Genomic DNA, 25,097 nt, shown 5'->3' on the forward strand with positions numbered 1-25,097 from the left:
CTGATGGAGCAATTAGCATGACAAACGCCCTAGTTTAGCACATTTAACATACATTATGGAATGATATTCATAAAATAATATTCATCAAACAAGGTGTGCATGACATGATGGGTGGTATGAAATAAATCGTTGCGTTTTTATGGCTAAAAATAACAAAATCACGGTACAATCACGCCTTTTTGGTGTGGTTTTTTGCTATAATAACAGGTTATTTTATCTAGATTGGATAATGCTGTGATTCTACGCCGCTACATGATACGAGAAGTTGCTACGACCACCGCCTTAGTTTTGGGGTTTTTGGTGGTGATGCTTTTGGGTGGGCGATTGATTCGTTATTTTGGAATGGCAGCAGAAGGCGGTCTAGATGTTGGTGTATTGTTTGCCTTGATTGGCTATAACTTGCCATATTTTTTGGAGTTGATTTTTCCGCTGTCGTTTTTTATTGGACTTATGCTTGTTTTTGGGCGACTTTATGCTGACCATGAGATGGCGGTCTTCAATGCCAGTGGTATCAGTCGTGGACGAGTGGCAAGATTGCTGATGCCTTTGGTGGTGATTGTATTTTTTGCCCAAAGTGCCATCACCATTTGGGGTAAGCCGTGGGGTGTAGCAAAAGCGACCAACATTTGGCAAGAGCAATCCGCCCTAGAGGTGTTTGATCTCATCACACCAAAAAAATTCATCAGTAGCGGTGATTACCATCTGTATGTGGGCGATGTTGGCAAAAATAGAGAATATCTAAAAGATGTCATCGTCATTCAGATGGCAAGCAATCAAAAAATAGATGCCGCAGCATTTGGCGACATCAGTCGTCAAGATACCAAGACCGCCGCCAAAGCTGAAGCAGCCGTTCAGCAGATTCCAACCAAATTATTAAGCGAAAAAGACAGTATTATCTTTGCCAAATCTGCCACGCAGGTGGCAAGCGATGATGGTGTGGTGCGACTAGACTTACATCAAGGGCGACGCTATGAAGTTGACGCAACCAGCAAAAAATACAGCCAAGTTGGTTTTGAACGCTATCGCATCAGTCTATCAGCGAGCAAGACTGACGACCTAAAATCAATGAAAATTGAAGGTTGGAGTACGCCAGAACTGCTCGCCAATTTAAATAAAAACATCTCAAATCCAAGCGATAGCCAAATCCATGCTGAGCTTGGCTATCGTCTGAGTTTGCCTTGGCTTATCATCATCGCTGTCATGTTAGCACCATCTTTGGCACAGGTGCGACCACGACAGGGGCGGTGGTTGAAGTTGATTCCTGCCATTTTTATTTTTGTGGTCAATGTACTCATTATCATTTCCCTAAAAGAGAGTATTGCCAAAGGCAAGATGGGCGGTTGGGCATATCCTGCGGTGCTTGCGGTACTGTTTTTGATTGCCTTATATATCAATTATCATGAACGCACCATGACACGACTGCGTCTAGGGCGGAGAATTCGCACATGAAGTCTTATATCTTGGCACGCTATGTGATTTATGCCGCCTTATTTGCGATGTTAGGGGCGGTGATTGGGCTATGGCTGTTGCAGATGGTTTTTGCCTACTTGGGGGAGCTTGAGAATCTGAGTGATACTTATACGGTCAAAGACGCATTGACTTTTATTTTGTATCGCTCGCCATATTTTTTGGTGCAGTTCATTCCGACTGGTGCATTGCTGGGGGCGGTGATTGGGCTTGGGCTACTGGCGGGCAATAGTGAGCTGGTGAGTATGCAGGCAGCAGGTGTGAGTAAATATCGCATCATTGGTTGGGCGATGTTACCTGCGAGTATCTTTGTGGTGATTTCGTTGGCGGTGAATCAGTTTGTTCTGCCCATCACCAACCAAAAAGCCGACACCATTACGACACACAACACCCAAGATAGGCTTGTTTCTATCAATGGTTATTGGTCGGTCAGTGAGCATGATACAGGGCAAGATATCGTCTATATTAGTTATGCTGACAGCGAAGGTAAACTGGGCGAGATCAAGCGATACACATTGGATAATAATAGCAATCTGACCGTTGCCATGCGGGCAGTATCAGGCAGTTATGATGGGCAATCAGACACTCGTTATAATTGGACCATGAATGATGTTGATGTGGTGAATATCCAACAAAGTGGCGTCAAACAGCGTCATGACAGTAAAAGACAGCTAACGCTTCCTATCGCTCCGACTGATGTGCATCTGCTGACTCGTGAGCCTGAAGATATGTCATTGACGGACCTATATGCCCACAGACAGCTGATGAATCATCAAGGCATATCATCTGCTCGTCATGAGCTAAAATTTTGGCAAAAACTGTTCTCGCCATTTGCGGTGCTATCTTTGGTATTGGTGGCATCGTCATTTGTTTTTGGTTCACTACGCTCGCACGGTTTGGGGCTTCGTATCGTTGTGTCGTTATTGACAGGACTGTTATTTAGCTATTTGACCGACTTGACAGGTTTTATCGCCTTAGCCACCAAATTTTCACCTTTTATTATGGCACTATTACCCATCATCATTAGTACGGCAGTGGGGATATATCTTTTACAAAAACGCCAGTAGATGGCTTGGTTGGATTAGCATGGCGTGCCTAAAAAATCAGTGCCCTTATCTTTTGTTTAATCTGTCTTTTTGCTTAAACTGAGTGGTTTTTTAAGAAAGTTTTGACGGATGTATTGATTTGATAAATAAAAAAAGAGCAGGTAATCCTGCTCTTTTTTTATTTGCTGTGTCTTAACCTTCTGCTCCATCTGGAACGAATACATAACCTACGCCCCATACGGTCTGAATATAGCGAGCTTGCGATGGATTGTCTTCAATCAAGCGACGCAGGCGAGATACTTGCACATCAATAGAACGCTCCATAGCTCCCCATTCACGACCACGAGCCAAATTCATGAGTTTATCACGAGTCAAAGGCTCTCTTGGGTGCTGTACTAGGGCTTTTAGGACGCTAAATTCACCTGTGGTTAGGGTAACGACATTGCCATCACGCTTTAAGGTGCGAGTAGATAAATCTAATGCCCAAGGACCAAATTCTACGACTTCTACCTGTTGGCTAGGTGCACCAGGCAGTTCTCGGTTTTGTCGGCGTAGTACAGCCTTGATACGAGCCAGTAGCTCTTTTGGGTTAAATGGCTTGGGCAGATAATCATCTGCACCTGATTCTAGTCCTGCGATACGGTCAGTGTCAGAGCCTTTGGCGGTGAGCATGATGATGGGTATGTCTGAATTTTCGGCACGCAGACGCTTACAGATACTGATGCCATCTTTGTCAGGCAACATTAAATCAAGTACGATGAGCGAGAAAATCTCACGAGAGATGAGTTTGTCCATCTGCTTGCCATCGTGTGCCATACGCACCACAAAACCGTCATCTTCTAAGAAACGCTGAAGCAGTGTACGCAAGCGAACATCATCATCAATAACCAAGATGCGATGAGCGATATTTTCGTTCAATTCTGTCATGTCTTATCCTTAGGGTGTGTGAATTTACGATTGTTGTATTTAGTGTACAACATCACACAAAAAAATGTAACAAGTTTTTGGAGACTTTATTAAATTTTTGACAAAAAATTGACACCAACAACTCATCATGCCATACCCAAGCCATAAACAAAGCAATCTTGGCAAACAATCACAAGTTTCGCCAGATATGATGAGACGGTAAACGAAGTTGGATTTTGTGCTTTTTGGAGTGCTATGGCAATGATACTGTGATAAAATAGGGGTATTTTTAGGTTTATTTTAAAGAATTTGCTTATGACAGACTCGGTTTTAACTTCTATCAATCATCAAGCCATCTATGACCAGCTCGCCAAAGAACATGGTATCAAGGCGACTCAAGTGGCGGCATTTGCCCAGTTGTTCGATGATGGTGCAAGCGTACCTTTCATTGCTCGTTATCGTAAAGAGCAGACAGGTGGTTTAGATGATGCGGTACTGCGTTTGCTAGAAAAAGGCTTGGCGACCGAGCGAGATTTGGCGGAGCGACGCCTAAAAATCATTGCTCTGTTGACCGCACAGAACGCCCTAAGCGATGAGCTGACCGCACGCATTGAGACGGCAAGCACGAAACTTGAGCTTGAAGAGATTTATCAGCCGTATCGCCCCCGTCGTCGTTCGGTGGCATCTCGTGCCAGATTGGCTGGACTTGAGACGGTTGCACACGATATCCTAGCAGGCAAAAATCCTGCAGAAGCCCTGACTGGTTTTAGCTGTCCTGATACTTTGACTGATGAGACAGGTGAGACTTTTGAGGCAGATTTTAAGGATTTGGACAAGCAGTTGGCAGGTGTGCAGGCGATTATCCTAGATGCTTGGGCACAGGATTTAGATTTGCTCGATGCGGTGCGTTTAGGTTTTAATAAGACTGCCAGCATTCGCTCAGAGCTTATTGATGAAGATAAACGAGAGGTAGGCGAGAAGTTCAAAGACTACTTTGAGCATAGTGAGCCATTTGCTAAGCTGTCTAATCATCGTTTGCTTGCTATGTTGCGTGGTCGCCAAAAAAATGTACTGGTGTTGCATGTTGATGGCGAAGATGAGCCGTTTGTTGAGCAAATCAAAAAACAATTTAATATCAATGAGACAGCGGATAATGGTGTCTTTTTGGCACAGACGGCAGAGAAGTTGTGGCATGCCAAGTGGCGAGCTCAGATTGAGCATCGTTTGCTGACAGAACGCCGTGTGGCGGCTGAGACAGATGCCATTGATGTCTTTGCTGAGAATCTAAAGCATCTGCTCATGACCGCCCCTGCTGGTCGCAAGGTCATCTTGGGTGTGGATCCAGGCATTCGTCATGGAGTAAAAATGGCAGTCATCGATGCCACAGGCGATGTGCTAGCAACCGAAACGGTGTATCCGTTCGAACCTTATAATAAAGTTGATGAAGCAAAAGATAAGATTGCCAAACTCATCAAAGAGCATGGCGTGGCATTGGTTGCCATCGGTAACGGCACTGCCAGTCGTGAAAGTGAAATGCTGATTAAAGAAGTGATTGGACAACAGCAACTAAACGCCACTGCATTGGTCATCTCAGAGGCAGGGGCGTCGGTGTATTCAGCGAGCGAACTGGCGTCTGCTGAATTGCCAAATCTAGATGTGTCGGTGCGTGGGGCAGTATCGATTGCCCGCCGTCTACAAGACCCCTTGTCCGAGCTGGTCAAGGTAGAACCAAAAGCCATCGGTGTGGGGCAGTATCAGCACGATGTCAACCAAGCCGAGCTTGAGTCCAGTCTTGATAAAGTTACTGAGGACTGTGTGAACGCAGTGGGTGTAGATGTCAATACGGCAAGCCCTGCCATCTTGGCACACATTGCAGGCTTAAACAAAAATGTCGCTCAGCAGATTGTTGATTATCGCCGTGCTAATGGTGCATTTAAAAACCGTGATGAACTAAAAGCCGTGCCACGCTTAGGGGCAAAAACCTTTGAACAAGCGGCAGGTTTCTTACGCATTAAAGATGGTAATGAGCCGTTAGATGCCACAGGTGTGCATCCTGAGAGCTATGGACTGGTGTATGAAATTTTGCGTAAGGCGGACAAATCACTCTCAGAAGTACTGGGTAATGAGACGCTTGCTAAGTCGCTCAACGACAGCAGTGATAATTTTAGTCAGCTTGCCACTGTGTTAAATGAGCTTGCCAAACCTGCACACGACCCACGAGGCGAGTTTAAGACTGCCAAGTTTCGTGATGATGTCAATTCCATCAAAGATTTATCTGTTGGTATGATATTAGAGGGTGTGGTAACCAATGTTACCGCTTTTGGTTGCTTTGTGGATGTGGGTGTGCATCAAGATGGGTTGGTGCATATCTCAGAGTTATCCGATGAGTTCGTAGAAAACCCTGCTTCTGTCGTCAAGCCTCAAGACATCGTGAGTGTGCGTGTGATCTTGGTAGATGAAGCTCGTGGGCGTATCGGCTTTAGCATGAAATCAAAGAGCGAACAAGCCAATGATGATAAGAGCGACAAAGAGAACAAAAACAAGGATAAACCCAATAAAGAGCGTGCAGATAAGCCAAAATCTGGTCGCAAATCCACCAAGTCAGATAAATCTGCTAAAACTCAAGAGAGAGCCGATAAAATGGGTAGTTTTGGGGCATTACTAAAACAAGCAGGACTATAAACTAAATGTTTTAAAATAAACCATCTTAGGGTGGTTTATTTTTTTATCCCACCAATGTTAATCCAAAACTTTATGATTGACCAAAAAAATCCCCCAAGTGGGGGATTTTTTGTACGCAAAATTATTTGCGGTCTTCAATCTTAACAAAAGAACGGTGGGTCTCACCAGTATAACGCTGGCGTGGACGACCGATTTTGAAGGCTTCTGAGTGCATCTCTGTCCAGTGTGCAATCCAACCTGCGGTACGAGCCAGAGCAAAGATTACAGTGAACATTGAGGTTGGGATACCAATCGCTTTTAGAATGATACCAGAATAGAAGTCCACATTCGGATATAGCTTACGCTCGATGAAGTATGGGTCAGATAGAGCGATTTTTTCTAGTTCCATCGCTAACTGTAGTTTTGGATCATTAACACCAAGTGCACCCAATACCGCATCACAAGTTTCTTTCATGACTTTGGCACGAGGGTCAAAGTTCTTATAAACACGGTGACCAAAGCCCATGAGCTTGGCTTCTTTGGTTTTAACTTTTTCCATGAATGGAGCGACATTCTCGATGCTACCAATCTCATCTAGCATGGTAAGAACGGCTTCGTTTGCACCGCCGTGTGATGGTCCCCACAAGGCTGCGATACCAGAAGCGATACACGCATAAGGGTTGGCACCTGTTGAGCCTGCCAGACGCACAGTAGAAGTTGATGCGTTTTGTTCGTGGTCGGCATGCAAGGTGAAAATTTTGTCCATTGCATCAACCAATACAGGATTTGGACGATAATTCACATCACCTGGAGTGGCGAACATCATGTATAGGAAGTTTTCGGCATAGCTGAAGTCTTTTCTTGGATACAAAAATGGCTCGCCAATAGAATATTTGTAGCTCATTGCTGCTAAGGTTGGTACTTTTGCAATCAAATCTACCGCAGTCTCATCACGATGCTTGACATCAGAGATATCTAGGTGATTGTGATAGAATGCAGACAATGCACCAACCACGCCAATCATAATCGCCATTGGGTGAGCATCACGGCGGAAACCTTCAAAAAACTTACGCAGTTGGTCATGTACCGCCATCTTGCTAGAGACGCGTGCATAAAACTCGTCTTTTTGCTCGGCGTTTGGTAGGTCGCCGTATAGTAGGGCGTAGCATACTTCTAGATAATCAGCGTTGTCTGCTAGTTCATCAATGGCATAGCCACGGTGTAGCAACTCACCTTTATCGCCATCAATGTAGGTCAGCTTAGATTCAACTGGGGCAGTCGCCATGAAGCCTGGGTCATAAGTCCAAAAACCTGCTTTATTGACCGCACTGATGTCTAAGACAGGGCGACCTAATGTTGTCTCCAATACTGGCATCTCATATTCTGTGCCATCTACAATTAATTTTACTTGCTTTGACATAATAAACCTCTTTGGTTGTTAGCGTCCATTCTGCATCATACTAGATGAGAGATGACGAGTTGAATCGCATCTTCGTTAATTCGTTTAATCGCAAGATGCGACATCCTTGTTGAGCTTTTTTGTGCATATCTTCTCAAAATACACACCAAACTGGTGTGATGATACAAAAACTTTGCACAACTTACAAGCCCCCATCAGAAAATTTTGCTTGTTTGGCTTGTGCATGAAGCACAATTTCGTTGTGATATTTGGTGCTTGATGGGTATTTGATGATTAAAACTGGATAAACTTTAAGAATAACAAAATAACCATGCTAGTTAAATCAAAGCTAATGACATCTACAGTTTATCTCCATGATTTTAGGGGTAATTCATCGCTTTGACAAGCGTTTTTATCCTTTGGACATTATTTGTAACAATATTGTATGGACGAATTGCATGGGCGAATGATACGACCCGCCACACAATTTGTGATCAAAATAGACATCTCTACTAAGACCACCTAAATTTCATGGCAAAAGCTCAGATAGCAACAATCTTAAGCAGATTTGGCTGTGATATTGCGATTGTTTTTTATTAGTTACAAAAAATTGCTACATTTTTGATAAAAAGATCTAAATTTATTTGTAAAATTTTATCAAGCGTTTTATAATTCCGATATTTACCAACCTACTTTTATAAATGATAACCACTTGCATTGCAAGACTTTTTTGGTATCGGGCTTAATCGCCAATCAGATTGCCAACTCTTGGATAAGCTCATCTTATAAAAGTGTATTTTTTATGGTGTTCGCTGTGTGGCGTTTCAATTTTTAGCTGCATCGTTTTTTATTTAGTTTGGTTAAAATTTGTTTGGCTTGTCTGGTTTATAACAAAAATAAGAGTGATTGATTTTGTTGGACTAATTGCGTTAACTAATTTTACTGAACCAAGAAATAAGAATTTGTATCTAAAATGATGCACCCCGTCAGCCAGCTCTCCTTGCCCTTTGCGGCGTAAATTAGATGAGGATGCCCGCTGTGAAAAGCAACCGACCGATAAATTTACCTCTTAGTCAAGTGATTGCGGTGAACTCAAAATCACCAATCGCCATGGCTTCTATCTTGCACCGTGTTTCTGGCATTGTGCTATTTTTACTTGTTCCTGTGATGCTGTATCTCTTGCAAGTCTCATTGTCCTCTCCTGAGGGTTTCGCCTCAGTGTTTGATAATGTCTTGGTTCGTTTTGTGGCATGGGTTTTTGTGGCGGCGACCGCTTATCATTTTGTGATGGGTGTTAAGCACTTGCTTGCAGACCTTGGCATGAATGAAGAATTTAAGTCTGGGAAGACCGCTGCCATCATCAGCTTTGTGATTGCGGCAATCTTGATTGTAGCTTCGTTTGTATGGGTGATGTTCTAATGTCTAGAAATAATTCAGGTATTAAAAGTGCGACAGGTCTAACTGGTTCAGGCTCTCGTGATTGGATCTTGCAACGCATCAGTGCGGTTGTGCTGGCAGTTTATGCTGTGGTAGTTGTGGGATTTTTCCTATTCAATCAAGTTGATTACACCGCTTGGCACGGCTTTATGACAAGCCTACCAATGAAGCTATTTAGCTTGGTGACGATTTTATCGCTTGTATTCCACGCATGGGTAGGTATGTGGACGGTATTTACTGACTATGTTAAGTCATCAGGTCTGCGTTTGGTGCTACAAGCAGCTGTCATCGTGGCTGTTTTGGTTTACCTGTTTTGGGGTGTGATGATTTTTTGGTAATCTGCCAGTCATCAACTGATACATTGATAACATTTTAGGAATTAACATGGCATCAGCACAAGATAATACAATTAATAACATTCCAACGCTCAACTTTGACGCAGTCATCGTTGGTGGTGGTGGTTCTGGTATGCGTGCATCATTGCAGCTGGTTGAAGGCGGCATGAAAGTGGCGGTACTGACCAAAGTTTTCCCAACTCGTAGCCATACCGTAGCAGCACAAGGCGGTATCGGTGCATCATTGGGTAACATGAGCAATGACAACTGGCATTTCCACTTCTATGACACCGTCAAAGGTTCTGACTGGCTAGGCGACCAAGACGCTATTGAATATATGTGCCGTGAGGCTCCAAAAGTCGTCTATGAGCTAGAGCATATGGGTATGCCGTTTGACCGTAATGCAGACGGCACGATCTATCAGCGTCCATTTGGTGGGCATTCTGCCAACTATGGCGAAAAAGCTGTACCTCGTGCCTGTGCCGCTGCTGACCGTACAGGACACGCTCTACTGCACACCTTATATCAAAAAAACCTTGAAAAAGGCACTCAATTTTTCGTTGAGTGGATTGCTCTTGACCTCATCAAAGATGGCGAAGGTAACATCAACGGTGTGGTGGCTTTAGACCAAGAAACAGGCAATATCTCTGTATTCCAAGCCCAAACAACTGTTCTGGCTACTGGTGGTGCAGGTCGTATCTTTAAAGCCTCTACGAACGCCTATATCAACACAGGCGATGGTTTGGGTATGGCGGTGCGTGCAGGCATTCCACTACAAGACATGGAATTTTGGCAATTCCACCCAACAGGTGTGGCAGGAGCTGGCGTGCTATTGACCGAAGGCTGTCGTGGCGAGGGTGCTATCCTTCGTAACAAGCACGGCGAGGCATTCATGGAGCGTTATGCACCGACCCTAAAAGACCTAGCACCTCGTGATTTCGTTTCTCGTTCTATGGACCAAGAAATCAAAGAAGGTCGTGGCTGTGGTCCTAATGGCGACTATATCGTGATGGACATGACGCATCTGGGTCATGCCGAAATCATGAAGCGTTTGCCATCGGTGTTTGAGATTAGCCATAACTTCGCTAATGTGGACATCACCAAAGAGCCAGTACCAGTTGTACCAACCATTCACTATATGATGGGTGGTATTCCAACCAACATTCACGGTCAAGTAACCGTACCTGTACTAGACGGTCAGGTAGATGAACAAGGTCTATATACTGAAGGTCGCATCATCAAAGGTCTGTATGCCATCGGTGAATGTGCGTGTGTGTCAGTACATGGTGCGAACCGATTGGGTACGAACTCTTTGCTTGACCTTGTGGTGTTTGGTCGTGCAGCAGGTCAACATATCCTAGATGAGTTTGCAAAATCTGACCATGGCTACAAGCCATTAGACCCACGAGTGCTAGACTTCACTCAAGCTCGCCTTGATAAGCTACAAAACTCTACTGAGGGCTATAATGCCCAAGAAGTTGCTGATGAAATCCGCAGTATCATGCAGTCTCACGCAGGCGTATTCCGTACCCAAGCGTTGATGGACGAGGGTGTTGAGAAGATTTTGGCACTTGCACCAAAAGTTGAGCAAATCTATCTAAAAGACAAATCAGCTGTCTTTAACACCGCACGCATTGAAGCACTAGAAGTGGCGAACCTGTATGAAGTTGCTAAGGCGACCATGCTGTCAGCTGCCCTGCGTCATGAGTGCCGTGGTGCCCATTCTGTGCTAGATTACGAGCGTCCTGCTGATGATGAGTATGCGCCACTAGGTCGTAACGACCATGAGTGGATGAAGCATACGCTTTGGTATTCAGAAGGCAACCGTGTGATTTATAAGCCTGTTCGTAAAAAGCCACTGACTGTGGACTATTGTGAACCACGAGTTCGTACTTTCTAATTTCGTTTCATATTCTTAGATGTGTTGAAATAATGACCCATAAAACATAGCATTGTGTCATTATTTCAGCCATCATCAAAAAAAATTTTGTGGAGAAGTACCATGAGTCGAGGCACTCGCATTGTAGAGATTTATCGCTACGATCCAGATAAAGACAATGCCCCTTATATGCAAACTTATGAGATTGAGCTACTAGAATCTGATCGTATGTTGCTAGATGTGTTGTTGCGTCTTAAAAAGATGGACGAAACACTTACTTTCCGTCGCAGCTGCCGTGAGGGTATCTGTGGTTCTGATGGCATGAATATTAACGGCAAAAATGGTTTGGCGTGTTTGATTAACATGAACACCTTGCCAAATAAGATTGTGGTGCGTCCATTACCTGGCTTGCCTGTGATTAAAGATTTGGTTGTGGACATGAACCAATTCTATGCCCAGTACGAAAAAGTACACCCATACCTAATCAACAGCCAACCTGCACCACCAAAAGAGCGTTTGCAGTCGCCCGAAGACCGTGAGAAGCTAAATGGTCTATACGAATGTATTTTGTGTGCATGCTGTTCTACTTCTTGCCCATCGTTCTGGTGGAACCCTGATAAGTTCCTTGGACCATCAGCACTATTGAACGGCTACCGTTTCATCATTGATAGCCGTGATAGCGATACCCAAGCTCGTTTGGCTCGTCTTGATGACCCATTTAGCTTGTTCCGTTGCCGTGGTATCATGAACTGTGTGTCGGTATGTCCAAAAGGTCTAAACCCAACCAAAGCCATCGGTCATATCCGTAATATGTTGCTTGATGTAGCAGGCTAACTGCTCGTTGGGCGGTATCAAAGGTCTTATCTAAAGATAAGACCTTTTGCTTTGCAATAGCTGATGATGAACAGCCAACAGGGTGGTTGTCATGAGTTTAACCAATGACACACAAAATGGCTTAAAGTAGGATATTTTATAAATAAGTGCTGATTATCATCACAAAATGAATAATGATGATGGTTGTTTTGCTGATTTTTACGAAAATTTACGACCATGCACATTTTTAAAAACATTCCAACTTGTTATCTTGCATTAAATGGCGTACACTATACGGTTAATATGCGTCTCATTTGAAAGCATGGACGCATAGGTAGATATTTAGGTCAATATTTAGACGATTGGTTCACTTATTGATGAGATTTTATCCTAAAAATTCACCAAGAAAATGGCGAACATTATGACAAACAGTAAAGACACGGTGGCATATCAAAACACCGAATTAGCAGCAGATGGTGCAGCGTATATTGAGGCGTTGTACGAAGATTATTTGGCAGATAAAAATAATGTTAGCGAAGAATGGCAAGCCTATTTCGCCAATTATCGCACCGATACAGATGCACCGCATAATGCCATCAAAGAGCAGTACCTGCTACTGGCTCGCAACCAAACCAATGCCCGTCCTGTTGCACAAGGTGCAGATAGATGCGACCCTAAACAGATGGCGGTACAACAGCTCATCTCTGCGTATCGTCGCCGTGGTCATCGCAAGGCCAATCTTGATCCATTAAATCTACAAAACCGTCCTGCCATTGAAGAGCTGACTTTGGCATATCACGGCTTATCTGAGGCTGATCTGGATACGGTATTCCCAACCAACTTGATGAGCATTGGCAAAAATGAAGCCACTTTGCGTGAGATCATCGAGATTTGCGAACGCATCTATTGCGGTAGTATCGGCTATGAATATATGCATGTCTTTACTGCTACCGAGAAAAAGTGGTTTGAGGACTATATTGAATCTAATCAAGGTCATATCCGCTTTGATAAAGACAAAAAACTTGAAATCTTTGATCGCTTGACCGCCGCCGAAGGTCTAGAAAAATACCTAGCTCGTAAATACACAGGCGTAAAACGCTTCGGTATAGAAGGTGGCGAAAGTTTTATCCCTGCGGTACACGAGATGATTCAGCGTGTGGGTACTTATGGTGCCAAAGAAGTGGTCATTGGCATGGCTCACCGTGGTCGCTTGAACCTATTGGTTAATATCATGGGTAAAAACCCATCAACATTATTTGATGAATTTGATGGCAAAATTCAGCCAACCGTAGGCTCAGGCGATGTGAAATACCACAACGGCTTTAGCTCAAATGTCATCACCAAAGGTGGTGAGCTACACCTTGCTTTGGCTTATAACCCATCGCATCTAGAAATCGTCTCTCCTGTCATGCTAGGTTCGGTGCGTGCTCGTCAAGCCAGACGCTCGGAAAAATACGGCTATGAGATTGATAACAAGACCGTACTGCCTATCGTGGTGCATGGCGATGCTGCCTTTGCAGGTCAGGGTGTCAACCAAGAGACTTTCCAGATGTCGCAGACTCGTGCCTATAAGACAGGCGGTACTTTGCATATCGTGATTAACAACCAAGTGGGCTTTACCACCAGTCGTCCAGAGGACGCTCGTTCAACCGAGTATTGCACCGATGTGGCGAAGATGGTTCATGCACCGATTTTGCATGTCAATGGCGATGACCCAGAGGCAGTGGTGTTCGCTTCTCAGCTACTGGTGGATTATCGCAACGAGTTCGGTCGTGATATCGTGTTGGATATCGTCTGCTATCGCCGTAACGGACACAATGAGTCAGATGAGCCATCAGCAACCCAGCCACTCATGTACAAAATCATCAAAAAACTGCCAACCGCACGCACGCAGTACGCAGATAAATTGGTGAAAGAGGGTATCATCACCAAAGATGAAAGCACCCAAATTGAAGACAACTACCGTGTGGCACTAGACAACGGTCAAGATGTCGCACAGGGTTTGGCTAAGGAGCCAGATACTAGCTTGTTCGTGGACTGGTCGCCGTATATTGGGCATAAGCTAGAAGATGACTGGGATACAGGCGTTGATATTGAAAAATTAAAGTCCTATGGTCGTGCGATGGCAAAAGTGCCAGAGGGCTTTGAGCTACAACGCCAAGTCGCCAAAGTACTAGAACAACGCCTTGCCATGCAGACAGGCGAAGAGCCACTCAACTGGGGTGCGGCAGAGACTTTGGCATATGCGTCATTGGTTGATGAAGGATTGTTGGTGCGTATCACAGGTGAAGATGTGGGTCGTGGTACTTTCTCTCATCGTCATAGCGAACTGTACAACCAAAAAGATGGCAGTATGTACATTCCGCTACAGCATATCCGTGAAGGTCAAGCTCGTTTTGCTACTTATAACTCACTATTGTCAGAAGAAGCGGTGCTTGCCTTTGAATATGGCTATGCCACCACCATGCCAAATGCTTTGGTGGTATGGGAAGCACAGTTTGGCGACTTTGCTAACGGTGCACAGGTCGTGATTGACCAGTTCATCTGTTCTGGCGAGACCAAGTGGCAGCGTCTGGCAGGTCTTACCATGCTATTGCCACACGGTTTTGAGGGTCAAGGTCCAGAGCATTCTTCAGCTCGCTTGGAGCGTTATTTGCAGTTGTGTGCTGAGGATAATATGCAAGTCATCACCCCAACGACACCTGCACAGATTTTCCATGCGTTGCGTCGTCAAGTGGTGCGTCCTGCTCGTAAGCCACTGATTGTCATGTCGCCAAAATCATTGCTTCGCCACCCACTTGCCACATCCACTCTAGAAGAGCTAGCGAATGGCAAATTTGAAACCGTGCTACCAGAGATTGACGCACTAGATAATCATGCAGTAACTTGTGTGGTGCTGTGTGGTGGTAAGGTGTACTATGAGCTACTTGACCAGCGTCGTAAACTGGGTCTCAATCACATCGCCATTGTGCGTGTGGAGCAGTTGTATCCGTTCCCTGCTGAGCGTGTGAAGGCTGAACTTGCCAAATATCCGAACGCCACATCTGTTGTGTGGACGCAAGAAGAGCCGAAAAATCAAGGAGCGTGCTACTTCATCATGCCAGAGCTGTACGACTTGGATACCAACCTATCCATTGAAATGGCAACTCGCCCTGCGGCGGCTGCCCCTGCGACAGGCTCACCAAAGATTCATAATGCACAGCAAAAAGCCCTGATTGCCGAAGCATTGGGTGTTGATGTTGAAGTGTTACAATGATTGATACACCAAACCGATGCTAAGTCAGTTTGGTCTTTTGCCATATTTTATTGATTATAATTAGGAGTTCATCATGTCTCAAATTAAAGCCCCAGTATTCCCAGAGTCGGTACAAGACGGCACTATCGTTGAATGGCATATCGCCGAAGGCGAGCAGGTCAGCCGTGACCAACTGCTTGCTGAAGTTGAAACTGATAAGGTTGTGCTAGAAGTCGTTGCCCCTGATGATGGCGTGATTACTAGCATCATCAAAGGTGTGGACAGCACGGTGCTATCTGATGAGGTGATTGCCGAGTTTGAAGCAGGTGCAACCGCTGCAGCACCATCAGCACAGACGCCAAGCGAGTCAGAAGCTGCTAAAGGCACGACCATTGACCCTACTTCTGTGGCAGCCCCTGTACAACCAAAAGCGACCAATGAAGGCGATTTTAAAGACCAATCGCCTGCTGTCCGTAAAGCCGCCAAAGAAACAGGTGTTAATCCTGCCGATGTTCAAGGTTCGGGTCGTGGCGGTCGTGTTACCAAATCTGACATGATCAACCCAACGCTAAAAACCACCTCTGGTAGCGTGATTGCCACTGCGGTGGGTGAGCGTGCTGAGACTCGTGTGCCAATGACTCGTCTGCGTAAGCGTATCGCTGAGCGTCTGTTGTCAGCAACCCAAGAAACAGCGATGTTGACCACTTTCAACGAAGTGAACATGAAGCCTTTGATGGACTTGCGTGCTAAGTACAAAGACCAATTTGAGAAGCGTCATGGCGTAAAATTGGGCTTCATGTCGCTATTTGTTAAAGCGGCGACCGAAGCGTTGAAGCGTTTCCCTGCGGTTAATGCTTCTATTGATGGTGATGATATCGTGTATCACGGCTATTATGATGTGGGCGTAGCGGTGTCTTCTGACCGTGGTTTGGTTGTGCCTGTGCTTCGTGATACCGACAACATGGGTCTGGCTGATATTGAAGGCGGTATTCGTGATTATGCCACCAAAGCCCGTGAAGGCAAGCTGTCTATTGATGAGATGACAGGTGGCACATTCACCATCACCAACGGCGGTGTGTTTGGTTCACTACTATCAACCCCAATCATCAACCCACCACAAACTGCTATTTTGGGTATGCACGCCATCAATGAGCGTCCGATGGCGGTTAATGGTCAAGTGGTTATCCTACCGATGATGTATCTGGCTTTATCTTATGACCACCGCTTGATTGATGGTAAAGATGCGGTACAATTCTTGGTAACCATCAAAGAGTTGATCGAAGATCCTGCACGCCTAATTCTTGATATCTAATCTGTTATTTAGATGCCTATCGCAAGGTGGGCATCATTCATTACAAAAGAGAGAATAATAATGAAAACTTCATATGATTTGGTTGTAATCGGTGGTGGTCCTGGTGGTTATGAAGCTGCCATTCGTGCCGCTCAGCTTGGATTTAGCACCGCCTGTATCGAAAAACGCATTCATAAAGGCGAGCCTGCTTTGGGCGGTACTTGCCTAAATGTGGGCTGTATCCCATCAAAGGCTCTGCTAGACAGCTCACACCGCTATGAAGCAACTCGCCACGAGCTAGACGAGCATGGTATCACCACAGGCGATGTCGCCATTGATGTCGCCAAAATGCTAGCACGCAAAGACGGTATCGTCAAAGGCTTGACCGCAGGCGTGGCAGGTCTATTAAAAGGCAATGGTGTGGACTGGCTACAAGGCGTGGGTACTTTGCTTGATGGCAAATCTGCCGAAAAACAAGTCAAATTCACCGCTCATGATGGCACCGAGACCACCATCACTGCTAAGTATGTGATTTTGGCGGCAGGTTCTGTGCCGATTGAGATTCCTGTTGCTAAGACTGATGGCGAGTATATCGTAGATAGCACAGGTGCTTTAGAGTTTAGCGAAGCACCAAAACGCCTAGGCGTGATTGGTGCTGGCGTGATTGGCTTGGAGCTTGGCTCGGTATGGCGTCGCTTGGGTTCAGAAGTGGTTGTGTATGAAGCCATGCCAGAGTTTTTGGCAGTGGCTGATAAAGACATCTCAAAAGAAGCTGCCAAACTCCTTAAAAAACAAGGTCTTGACATTCGTGTGGACACCAAAGTTACGAACGCTGAGGTGGTGAATGGTGAGGTGGTGGTTACGACCGATGTGAAAGGCGAGGTTAAGACCGAGACCTTTGATAAGCTTATCGTCTGCGTGGGTCGCCGTGCGTATAGCGAAGGTCTATTGGCTGATGGCTGTGGCATCGAGCTGACCGAGCGTGGCTTGGTAGCGGTAGATGACCAATGCAAAACCAACCTAGATGGCGTATATGCCATTGGCGATTTGGTGCGTGGTCCGATGCTTGCTCACAAGGCGATGGAAGAAGGCATGATGGCGGTAGAACGCATTCATGGCGAAAAGGCCCAAGTGAACTACGATACCATCATCAGCGTGATTTATACTCACCCTGAGATTGCGTGGGTGGGTCTGACCGAACAAGCCGCCAAAGACAAAGGTCATGAAGTTAAAACAGGCTCATTTAGCCTAGCTGCTAACGGTCGTGCCTTAGCTCAAGGCGAAGGTCAAGGCTTGATTAAAGTTGTGGCAGATGCCAAGACTGACCGTCTGTTGGGCTTGCACATGGTGGGCGTGGGTGCAGGCGATATCGTACATCAAGGCATGATTGCTCTTGAGTTTGTGTCTAGCGTTGAAGATTTGCAGCTGATGACATTTGCTCACCCAACAGTATCAGAAGCCGTGCATGAAGCGGCACTGTCGGCAGATGGTCGAGCGATTCACGCCATTCAGCGTAAAAAACGCTAATCTGAGTCAAAATAGCAAATCCAAAAAACACCCACACAATGGGTGTTTTTTTGTGCTTGACTTTTGTCTGACCTTGTCTTGAATGATACACGGCTTGGTGGCTTTATAGCTTGGTATATGGCTTTATACATGGGCTTGTGTGTGGCTTTTAGGATTGGGTTGGTTGTGATGGTAAGAAGTCATGCTGTCCATCTCAACTACGCAAATCCACAACAAAAAAACCGCTCAAAATCATTTGAGCGGTTTTTATTGCCAGTATTGTTAGACAATACAGTTGCATTATTTCCAGCGATAGCCTGCACCTGCACCGAAAATACCAGAGCCAGATGAGGTCAACGAACCACCCAGCTTGTAGGTGAACTTACCAGTTTCGCTAGCACCAGTAAAACCAAGTGCGATGGCACTTTCGCCATTATAGAAGCCTGTGCCACCAGTGATGTACTGGCTGCCTGCTGCTGGTGCTGGCATCATGGCAAGAGCAACAGAACCTGCAATACCGGCACTTAGGTCTTTGTCCAGTCTGTTGATTTTACCATTAAGGTTTTGATGTCCTGACTGTAGCGTGTTGATTTTGGTGTCAAATGCATCTACTTTATTGCCAAGTGTGTTCACTTGCTCTTGGTCCGCCTTTTTCTTCAAATCGGCTCCAATGGTGCCAACTTCTGTTTGCAATTTAGCGATATTGCCTTGGTTTGTACCTGCGATAGAAGCTAGGTGAGTATCCGCTTGTTTTAGAGCATCAACAGCAGATTGATTTGCTTTGGTTGCGATGGCAGCGGTGTTTTGAGCGATGGCAATGCTGTTGGTGTCTGCAGTTTCAGCAACTGCATTGACATATTTTACTGTATCAACGATGTCATTGGCGTTCTGAGCGATGGCAGTGGTGTTTTCTGCGATTTTACCTTGTTGCTCGTTGTTTACTGAGACAGCATTATCTGCAACCGCTTTGGCTACTCGCGCTTCTTCTTTCAAGGTATTAAAATCAGCTTGGCTTGCTTTGGTTGAGATTTGATTTAATACATCAGCAAAAGTTTCTTGAGTATTCTTCTCTTGGTTGCCTAGTAGCGTCAATACAGTTTCAGTATCTGCTTTGGTTGCGATGGCAGCGGTGTTGGCATCAACATCAACTTTATTTGCTTTGATCGCTAGAGCAGCATCAACATTTTCAGCCATACTTAAGATGTCATGTTGGGTTCTATAAGCCCACTCTGAAAAGTTTTCTAAATCAACATCCACGGCTCCAACAATCTCAGACAAAGCTTCAATACCTTCTTCATGGTCGACAGCGACCTTATAGAGCAGTTTTAAATACTCTTTATGCTCAGCATCGGTGATATTAGGATTAGAAGATTTGAACTGCTCATCTATTAGTGCGTGTAGATCTTCTGGCTCTAACGAAGAATTAGTATCATTTTGAGCAAACGCTTGGGTGGCGGTTGCACTTGCCAATACGGTCAACGCCAATGCTGAGGCAACCACTCGACCTTTAGAACGAGAAGTAGCGATTTCTGAGCAAACCACAGATTGACCAAGCGAGTTGCGTTTGACTTTAAAGATTTTATTCACAAGATAACTCCTATCTGATATCTGATTTGTGATGAAAGGTAAATAAGAACCCAGTGTGTAGCTTTTGGGCACCCATCGCCATATGTTTTAATATTGTTTTGCTTTATGGTAACAAAACATCGCTTTTGTGTCAAATATATTTTAGCATCATTTGAAGCCTTGCTATAAAAAATTTTTTTTGGATTTTTTGGGTGCATAAGATGAGCGGATGTATTATTGGTGAGATGGGTCATTTGCCTGCATTGTCATTATGCGATGTGTGTTATAATCAAACATTGATTGAATGTCATGAGGTTGAATGGTCATGATGGATCATTTGGCTGGTCTGATGCTCAAGGTGTCATGACTTTTTTGAATTGCTGTTATTTAATCATAGTAGCCATTGTAGATGTGATAGGTAGTTTAGATGAAATCAGTAACTTATGCCATCATTCCTTGTGCAGGCTTTGGCACACGGATGCTCCCGCTTTCAAAAGCCATCCCAAAAGAGCTGTTACCACTTGGTAACAAGCCCGCCATTCACTATGTCGTCATGGAGGCGGTGCGTGCTGGCATCAAAAATATCGTGCTTGTCAATCACGCCCAAAAGGGTGCGATAGAAAATTATTTTGACACCAACAGCGAACTAGATACCCAACTTCGCTCAAAAGGCAAAGATGACATGGCAGATGGGCTGACTGTGTTGCCAGATGGTGTGCAAATCATCAGCGTCCGCCAAGGCAAGCCTTTGGGGCTAGGGCACGCTGTGCTTTCGGGGCGTGCGGTGGTGGGCGACCGTCCTTTTGCGGTGCTACTGCCTGATGTGGTCATCGATCCTTATCACACTGACTATGCAATGCACAATCTGGCTTATATGCTTGATCAATTTGCCAGTACAGGTCGCAGCCAGATTTTGGTTGAACCTGTGGCAAAAGAAGACATTCACAAATACGGCATTGCCAAACTCAATAACGCCCAGACCCTACAAAAAGACGAACAAAACCAGTCCTTTGCTGTCATGGGCTTTGTAGAAAAACCAACCGCCGATGTTGCTCCATCAAACTTGGCGGTCGTGGGCAGATATGTGTTTGACCCTAAGATTTTTGAGTATCTTGATGGGGCTGTCCCAAGCGTTGGCGGAGAGATTCAGCTGACCGATGCCATCGATGCGTTGATTGGCAGTCGTGGTGTGGATGTGGCGACCATGGTGGGCGATAGTTTTGATGCCGGCGACATGACCAGTTATATGCGTGCGTTCATGTACTTCGCCAACAAGCAACTCGCCGAGAAGTAAATCACCAAAAAGCAACTGACTAAAAACGGCTTACAAAAAACGGCTTACAAAAAACGGCTTACAAAAAACGGCTTACAAAAAACGGCTTACAAAAAACGGCTTACAAAAAACAGTTTGCAAAAACAGCTCTCTGGGCGGTCATCAAGTCAAGATGGCATTATCTTTTGTGTTGTTTTTTTGTTGGTTTTTGGTGGTAAGTCTTTGGTGGTCTGTTTGAGACACGCTTGTCTTTTGGTTCATGACCTAAAGTTTATGTGGAATTGCAGGATAATATCATGCTCAATACAACACACTCAACAACTTGGCAATCTCTTTGGTCTTATGCCACCACGCCCCTAGATTTGGGCGATTTGTTTTGGTCTGACCCTAAGCGAAGCGAGAGATTTAGTGCCAGTGCTTGCGATATTTTTATGGATTTTAGTAAGCAGGCGATTGATGATGAGATTTTGGCGGATTTATTGACGCTAGCAGATGAGTTTGAATTATCCAGTAGGATTAATGATTTATTGACTGGCAAAAAAATCAACGACACCGAAAACCGCTCAGCCCTGCACACCGCCCTTAGACTGCCTAAAGGCGAGACGCTGATGGTGGACGGCATTGATGTGGGCGGTCAAGTCCACGCCAGTTTAGAAAAATGTGCAACGATGGTGGAGCGTATCCGCACCAAAGTATGGCGTGGCTATTCTGGCAGGGCGATGAGCGATGTGGTCAATATCGGAGTGGGTGGGTCTGATCTTGGACCATTGATGGCAAGTGTCGCTTTAGATGAGTGGGCGGATACCGATACTCGTGTGCATTTTGTCTCTAATATGGACGGCACTCAGCTTGATACTTTGCTAAAAACTCTAAATCCCCAGACCACTTTGTTCATCATCTCTTCAAAATCTTTTGGCACTGCCGATACGCTCGCTAATGCACAGACGGCTTTGTCGTGGCTGTTGTCTTTTTGTGATCATAGACCGACGGTTTTACGCCATCATTTTATTGGCATTTCTACTCGCCCTGACAAGATGAGCGAGTGGGGAATCCATGACGATAACCAACTACTGCTTTGGGACTGGGTGGGTGGACGCTTTTCTATGTGGTCGGCGATTGGGCTTGCCATTGCGATTAAGGTGGGCATGGACAACTTTTATGAGCTGTTGGCAGGGGCAAGCGACATGGACAGACACTTTGCCCAAAGCTCGTTTGAACAAAACCTGCCAGTGTTGTTGGGTCTGCTTGGCGTGTGGAATGCGACATTTTTGGGAATCAATGCCCATGCTGTCTTACCCTACGATGGACGGCTGAAATTTTTTCCCAATTATCTCACTCAGCTTGAAATGGAATCTAATGGCAAATCAGTGGCGCGCAACGGTCAAAAAGTGGCTTATCAGACCTGCCCAATTTTATGGGGAGATATTGGGTCAAATGCTCAGCACGCTTTTTATCAGCTGTTACATCAAGGTACTCAAAGGGTATCGTGCGACTTTATCACGCCCATCAACCGCTACGACAACCACCAAGCACATGACAGACAATTAGACAATCAGCATAAATTATCACTAGCAAACTGCCTTGCCCAGTCGCAGGTGTTGGCGTTCGGCAATCGTGCCTTGCCTGATGAATTAAGAAATCATGATGATCAATTTAGCCAATTTAAACAATATCGAGGCAATCAGCCGTCCACCACCTTGCTACTGAGTGCTTTATCGCCCAAGACGCTAGGTTCGCTCATCGCACTGTATGAGCACAAAGTCTTTGTGATGAGTGTGATTTGGCAAATCAACCCTTTTGACCAATGGGGCGTGGAAGTCGGCAAGGTGATGGCACAAAGCGTGTTTGGCGTGCTAAATGGCAATATGGGTAGCTTTGATGGCTCTACCAATCATTTACTAAAAGTCATTTTGGATAACAAATGAAACAGATTCAAATCATTGGCATCAATCATGAGAGTATCAATACCGCCATATTTTTGGCAAGTCATGCTTGGCAGGTGTCTATTTTGGCAAGCCAACAACAGATAGATGAAGTCTTGATGCCTTATCAGTTTGACCGTCAATTGTCGTTATTGTGGCAGTTTTATGTAACTGATAACAAAATCATCATTCAAGCCGACCTAAAGCCGACCCCTTATTATTGGCTGTTTTTTGATGAGCATCATGATAATGACTGTCTCAATCTTGACCTAAATCCAAGCTCACAGGTCATCTTAAGCGGTGCAAAGCCATTGGGGTTTTTTGATGATTTTGCAGAGCGGTTAGCGACCAACTGGGTGTATTATGTGCCTTTTAATTTTTTAAAAGACGGTAACAATTTTAATGCGTTTTTTCATATTGAATTATTGCTGATTGGCGAGAAATTACAGGGCAGCGTTGATCATTCTGATGTGTTGGCGTCTTTGATAAAAAATAGCGACAAGCACTATTTTGCTGATATTAAGACCGTTGAATTGGCAAGAGCAAGCATCATAGGAATGCTTGCCACACGGCTGTCCTTCATCAATGAGATGGCACGACTGGCTGATGGTGTTGGCGTGAATATCAAGCAGATTGAGACGATGATGGGGCTAGATAAGCGTATCGGCTCGCATTATCTAAAAGCAGGTTGGGGATTTGGTGGTAAAACTTTGCCCAATGAATTGGCACACTTAACCCAAAGTTTCCATGATAATGGCGTGGACACTTCGTTATTAAAAGCAGTGGCAGATGTCAATGGCGACCAAAAAGAGCTGATATTTAGAAAGTTTTGGCAGTATTTTAATGGTGGGATTGAGAATAAGCAGGTAGTGATTTGGGGGGCGGGTTATCGCACCAATACCCCAAAGACCACTGGCAGTGCCATTCATGCCTTACTAAAACTGTGCTGGGCGTATGATATTAAAACTTGCGTTTATGCGGTCAATACTGCCGATGAACTAAAAAGTCTATATGGCGATCAGCCGTTATTCCAACTGCTAAGCGACCCATACACGCTCACAACCGCCCACGCCTTATTCATCATCAACTGGTCGGAGAATGAGCTGATTGATATGGGCAGATTAAATAACTTTACCTTGCCGATATTTGATGCCAAAAATGTCTTTGATGATGAGCAGGTGTTGAGTTATAAAGGGTTTTATACAGGCGTGGGCAAGTAAGTCTGACAAGATGACAAGTGATTGGATGGTGGCACACGCTTAAATGAAGTGGTGGCTGTCTTATGGAGATGACCCAAAAAAACCGCCCAATTATCACAAGGGAATAATTGGGCGGTTTTTTTGATGGGTTTATTTGCTGTGTTGATTGACCTGCTCGATACGCTTGTTGGTGTCAGGGTGGGTGGAGATGATGGACCAATGCCCTTGTTCGCCGTGTTCTTTTTGCATTTTTTCAAAAAAACTGGCGAGATGTTTGGGAGAAATGCCCAAGCGTGTCAGCTCATTGATGGCGAACCTGTCTGCTTCTAGTTCTGCTTTTTGGGAGTAATGACTGCTCGTCAGTAGCGTAGGCAAGGCGAGCAAGATATCAGAGGTGTCGCCTGTGATGATGACGATGAGTACACCCAAACCCAAGCTACTGATGGTTTGTTCTAGACTGTGGCGGTGTACCAGATGCCCTTGTTCGTGGGCAAGCACGGCGAGAATCTCATTATTATCATCACTTAGCTTGATGAGTTCATCGGTGATGACGATGGTGTTGTTGGGAATGGCAAAGGCATTTGCACCAAGAGAGTCGCCATGGCGCACCAGTATTTTGGCTTTTGGGTTGCTATCTAGCTTGTCATATAGGCTGATGATTTCGTCTTGGCGTGCTTGGGGCAGGGTGCTTGGCAAGGTGAGCTCCATGACATAGTCTTCTGCCTGATCACCAAGCCTAACTAGCGTATCTGCAGGTAGGCTCTGGGCGAGATGGTGAGAGGCGGTAGGAATGCCGTAGCGAAATAGCCCAAAGACGAACAGGCACACCGCGATGAGACTTGTTCCTATCCAACTCCAGCGAGTCTCCATCTTTTTGATGTTGCCAAACAGCTTTTTGTTGTCAAGTGTTAGCCAATCAGGAATGACCGCCAACTCAGCCCTTGCCCCATCATGAAACATCAGTACATGGGGCGAGTTGTCAATGGCGGGTAGGTATTCACAGTCTTTGATGAAGTAGCGTTGTTCATGTGAGCCATGCTTATTTTGCCATGTGATGACAAAGCCGTCCGCCTGCCCTTGATAAAAGATGGGGCTTAAGCGTGCTAAATGAGGCTTGCTGATTTTGCCATCAAAATAACGAATGTTAATCGCTTCTGCCATG

General features: G+C 45.1%; 17 protein-coding genes. 13 read left to right on the top strand and 4 right to left on the bottom strand.

What is annotated here, in order from left to right; all coding sequences use genetic code 11:
- Positions 1 to 234 precede the first annotated feature (234 nt).
- Both LU276_RS00270 and lptG read left to right on the top strand, forming a co-directional pair.
- Positions 235 to 1,449, top strand: coding sequence for an LPS export ABC transporter permease LptF (locus LU276_RS00270; RefSeq protein WP_284673724.1), 1,215 nt, complete (start codon positions 235 to 237; stop codon positions 1,447 to 1,449).
- Positions 1,446 to 2,534, top strand: a complete 1,089-nt coding sequence (gene lptG / locus LU276_RS00275; protein WP_284673725.1) for an LPS export ABC transporter permease LptG — start codon at positions 1,446 to 1,448, stop codon at positions 2,532 to 2,534. The genes LU276_RS00270 and lptG overlap by 4 nt, the downstream gene beginning before the upstream one ends.
- A gap of 171 nt (positions 2,535 to 2,705) precedes the next feature.
- On the opposite strand, the gene ompR is transcribed toward lptG, so the two are convergent.
- Positions 2,706 to 3,440, bottom strand: coding sequence for an osmolarity response regulator transcription factor OmpR (gene ompR / locus LU276_RS00280; RefSeq protein WP_284673726.1), 735 nt, complete (start codon positions 3,438 to 3,440; stop codon positions 2,706 to 2,708).
- A 294-nt stretch (positions 3,441 to 3,734) separates the two neighbouring features.
- Between ompR and LU276_RS00285 the strand changes: the two genes are divergently transcribed.
- Positions 3,735 to 6,101, top strand: coding sequence for a helix-hairpin-helix domain-containing protein (locus tag LU276_RS00285; RefSeq protein ID WP_284673727.1), 2,367 nt, complete (start codon positions 3,735 to 3,737; stop codon positions 6,099 to 6,101).
- A 121-nt stretch (positions 6,102 to 6,222) separates the two neighbouring features.
- Here the strand turns inward: LU276_RS00285 and gltA are convergent, their stop codons facing one another.
- Positions 6,223 to 7,500 (bottom strand): citrate synthase, encoded by a 1,278-nt coding sequence (gene gltA / locus LU276_RS00290; protein ID WP_284673728.1) that lies wholly within the window; start codon positions 7,498 to 7,500, stop codon positions 6,223 to 6,225.
- 1,008 nt (positions 7,501 to 8,508) lie between these two features.
- Between gltA and sdhC the strand changes: the two genes are divergently transcribed.
- The 7 genes from sdhC (at position 8,509) to lpdA (ending at position 17,996) form a co-directional block, all read left to right on the top strand.
- Positions 8,509 to 8,898: a succinate dehydrogenase, cytochrome b556 subunit gene (gene sdhC, locus LU276_RS00295; protein ID WP_284673729.1), complete on the top strand. Its 390-nt coding sequence runs from the start codon at positions 8,509 to 8,511 to the stop codon at positions 8,896 to 8,898.
- A complete protein-coding gene (gene sdhD, locus LU276_RS00300; protein ID WP_284673730.1) occupies positions 8,898 to 9,254 on the top strand; it encodes a succinate dehydrogenase, hydrophobic membrane anchor protein in 357 nt (118 codons plus the stop codon). Before sdhC ends, sdhD begins: the two co-directional genes overlap by 1 nt.
- A gap of 46 nt (positions 9,255 to 9,300) precedes the next feature.
- On the top strand, positions 9,301 to 11,151 hold the full coding sequence (sdhA, locus tag LU276_RS00305; RefSeq protein WP_284673731.1) for a succinate dehydrogenase flavoprotein subunit: 1,851 nt from the start codon (positions 9,301 to 9,303) through the stop codon (positions 11,149 to 11,151).
- Between the two features lie 102 nt (positions 11,152 to 11,253).
- On the top strand, positions 11,254 to 11,964 hold the full coding sequence (locus LU276_RS00310) for a succinate dehydrogenase iron-sulfur subunit (RefSeq protein WP_284673732.1): 711 nt from the start codon (positions 11,254 to 11,256) through the stop codon (positions 11,962 to 11,964).
- 400 nt (positions 11,965 to 12,364) lie between these two features.
- Positions 12,365 to 15,199, top strand: coding sequence for a 2-oxoglutarate dehydrogenase E1 component (locus tag LU276_RS00315; protein ID WP_284673733.1), 2,835 nt, complete (start codon positions 12,365 to 12,367; stop codon positions 15,197 to 15,199).
- A gap of 73 nt (positions 15,200 to 15,272) precedes the next feature.
- A complete protein-coding gene (gene odhB, locus LU276_RS00320; RefSeq protein ID WP_284673734.1) occupies positions 15,273 to 16,490 on the top strand; it encodes a 2-oxoglutarate dehydrogenase complex dihydrolipoyllysine-residue succinyltransferase in 1,218 nt (405 codons plus the stop codon).
- A gap of 60 nt (positions 16,491 to 16,550) precedes the next feature.
- Positions 16,551 to 17,996: a dihydrolipoyl dehydrogenase gene (lpdA, locus tag LU276_RS00325; RefSeq protein WP_284673735.1), complete on the top strand. Its 1,446-nt coding sequence runs from the start codon at positions 16,551 to 16,553 to the stop codon at positions 17,994 to 17,996.
- 279 nt (positions 17,997 to 18,275) lie between these two features.
- Here the strand turns inward: lpdA and LU276_RS00330 are convergent, their stop codons facing one another.
- Positions 18,276 to 19,562, bottom strand: a complete 1,287-nt coding sequence (locus tag LU276_RS00330) for a YadA-like family protein (RefSeq protein WP_284673736.1) — start codon at positions 19,560 to 19,562, stop codon at positions 18,276 to 18,278.
- 406 nt (positions 19,563 to 19,968) lie between these two features.
- Here LU276_RS00330 and LU276_RS00335 point away from each other — a divergent pair, with 406 nt between their 5' ends.
- The 3 genes from LU276_RS00335 (at position 19,969) to LU276_RS00345 (ending at position 23,956) form a co-directional block, all read left to right on the top strand.
- Entirely contained in the window at positions 19,969 to 20,835 is an 867-nt protein-coding gene (locus LU276_RS00335) for a UTP--glucose-1-phosphate uridylyltransferase (RefSeq protein WP_284673737.1), read from the top strand.
- A 275-nt stretch (positions 20,836 to 21,110) separates the two neighbouring features.
- Complete coding sequence (gene pgi / locus LU276_RS00340) at positions 21,111 to 22,739, top strand: glucose-6-phosphate isomerase (RefSeq protein ID WP_284673738.1); 1,629 nt, start codon at positions 21,111 to 21,113, stop codon at positions 22,737 to 22,739.
- Positions 22,736 to 23,956, top strand: a complete 1,221-nt coding sequence (locus tag LU276_RS00345) for a UDP-glucose 6-dehydrogenase (protein ID WP_284673739.1) — start codon at positions 22,736 to 22,738, stop codon at positions 23,954 to 23,956. The genes pgi and LU276_RS00345 overlap by 4 nt, the downstream gene beginning before the upstream one ends.
- 129 nt (positions 23,957 to 24,085) lie before the next feature.
- Here LU276_RS00345 and LU276_RS00350 read toward each other — a convergent pair whose 3' ends face one another.
- Positions 24,086 to 25,096: a M48 family metallopeptidase gene (locus LU276_RS00350; protein ID WP_284673740.1), complete on the bottom strand. Its 1,011-nt coding sequence runs from the start codon at positions 25,094 to 25,096 to the stop codon at positions 24,086 to 24,088.
- Position 25,097: the final 1 nt, after the last annotated feature.

The organism is Moraxella haemolytica, from assembly GCF_030177935.1.
In the GTDB taxonomy this organism is placed as follows: domain Bacteria; phylum Pseudomonadota; class Gammaproteobacteria; order Pseudomonadales; family Moraxellaceae; genus Moraxella; species Moraxella haemolytica.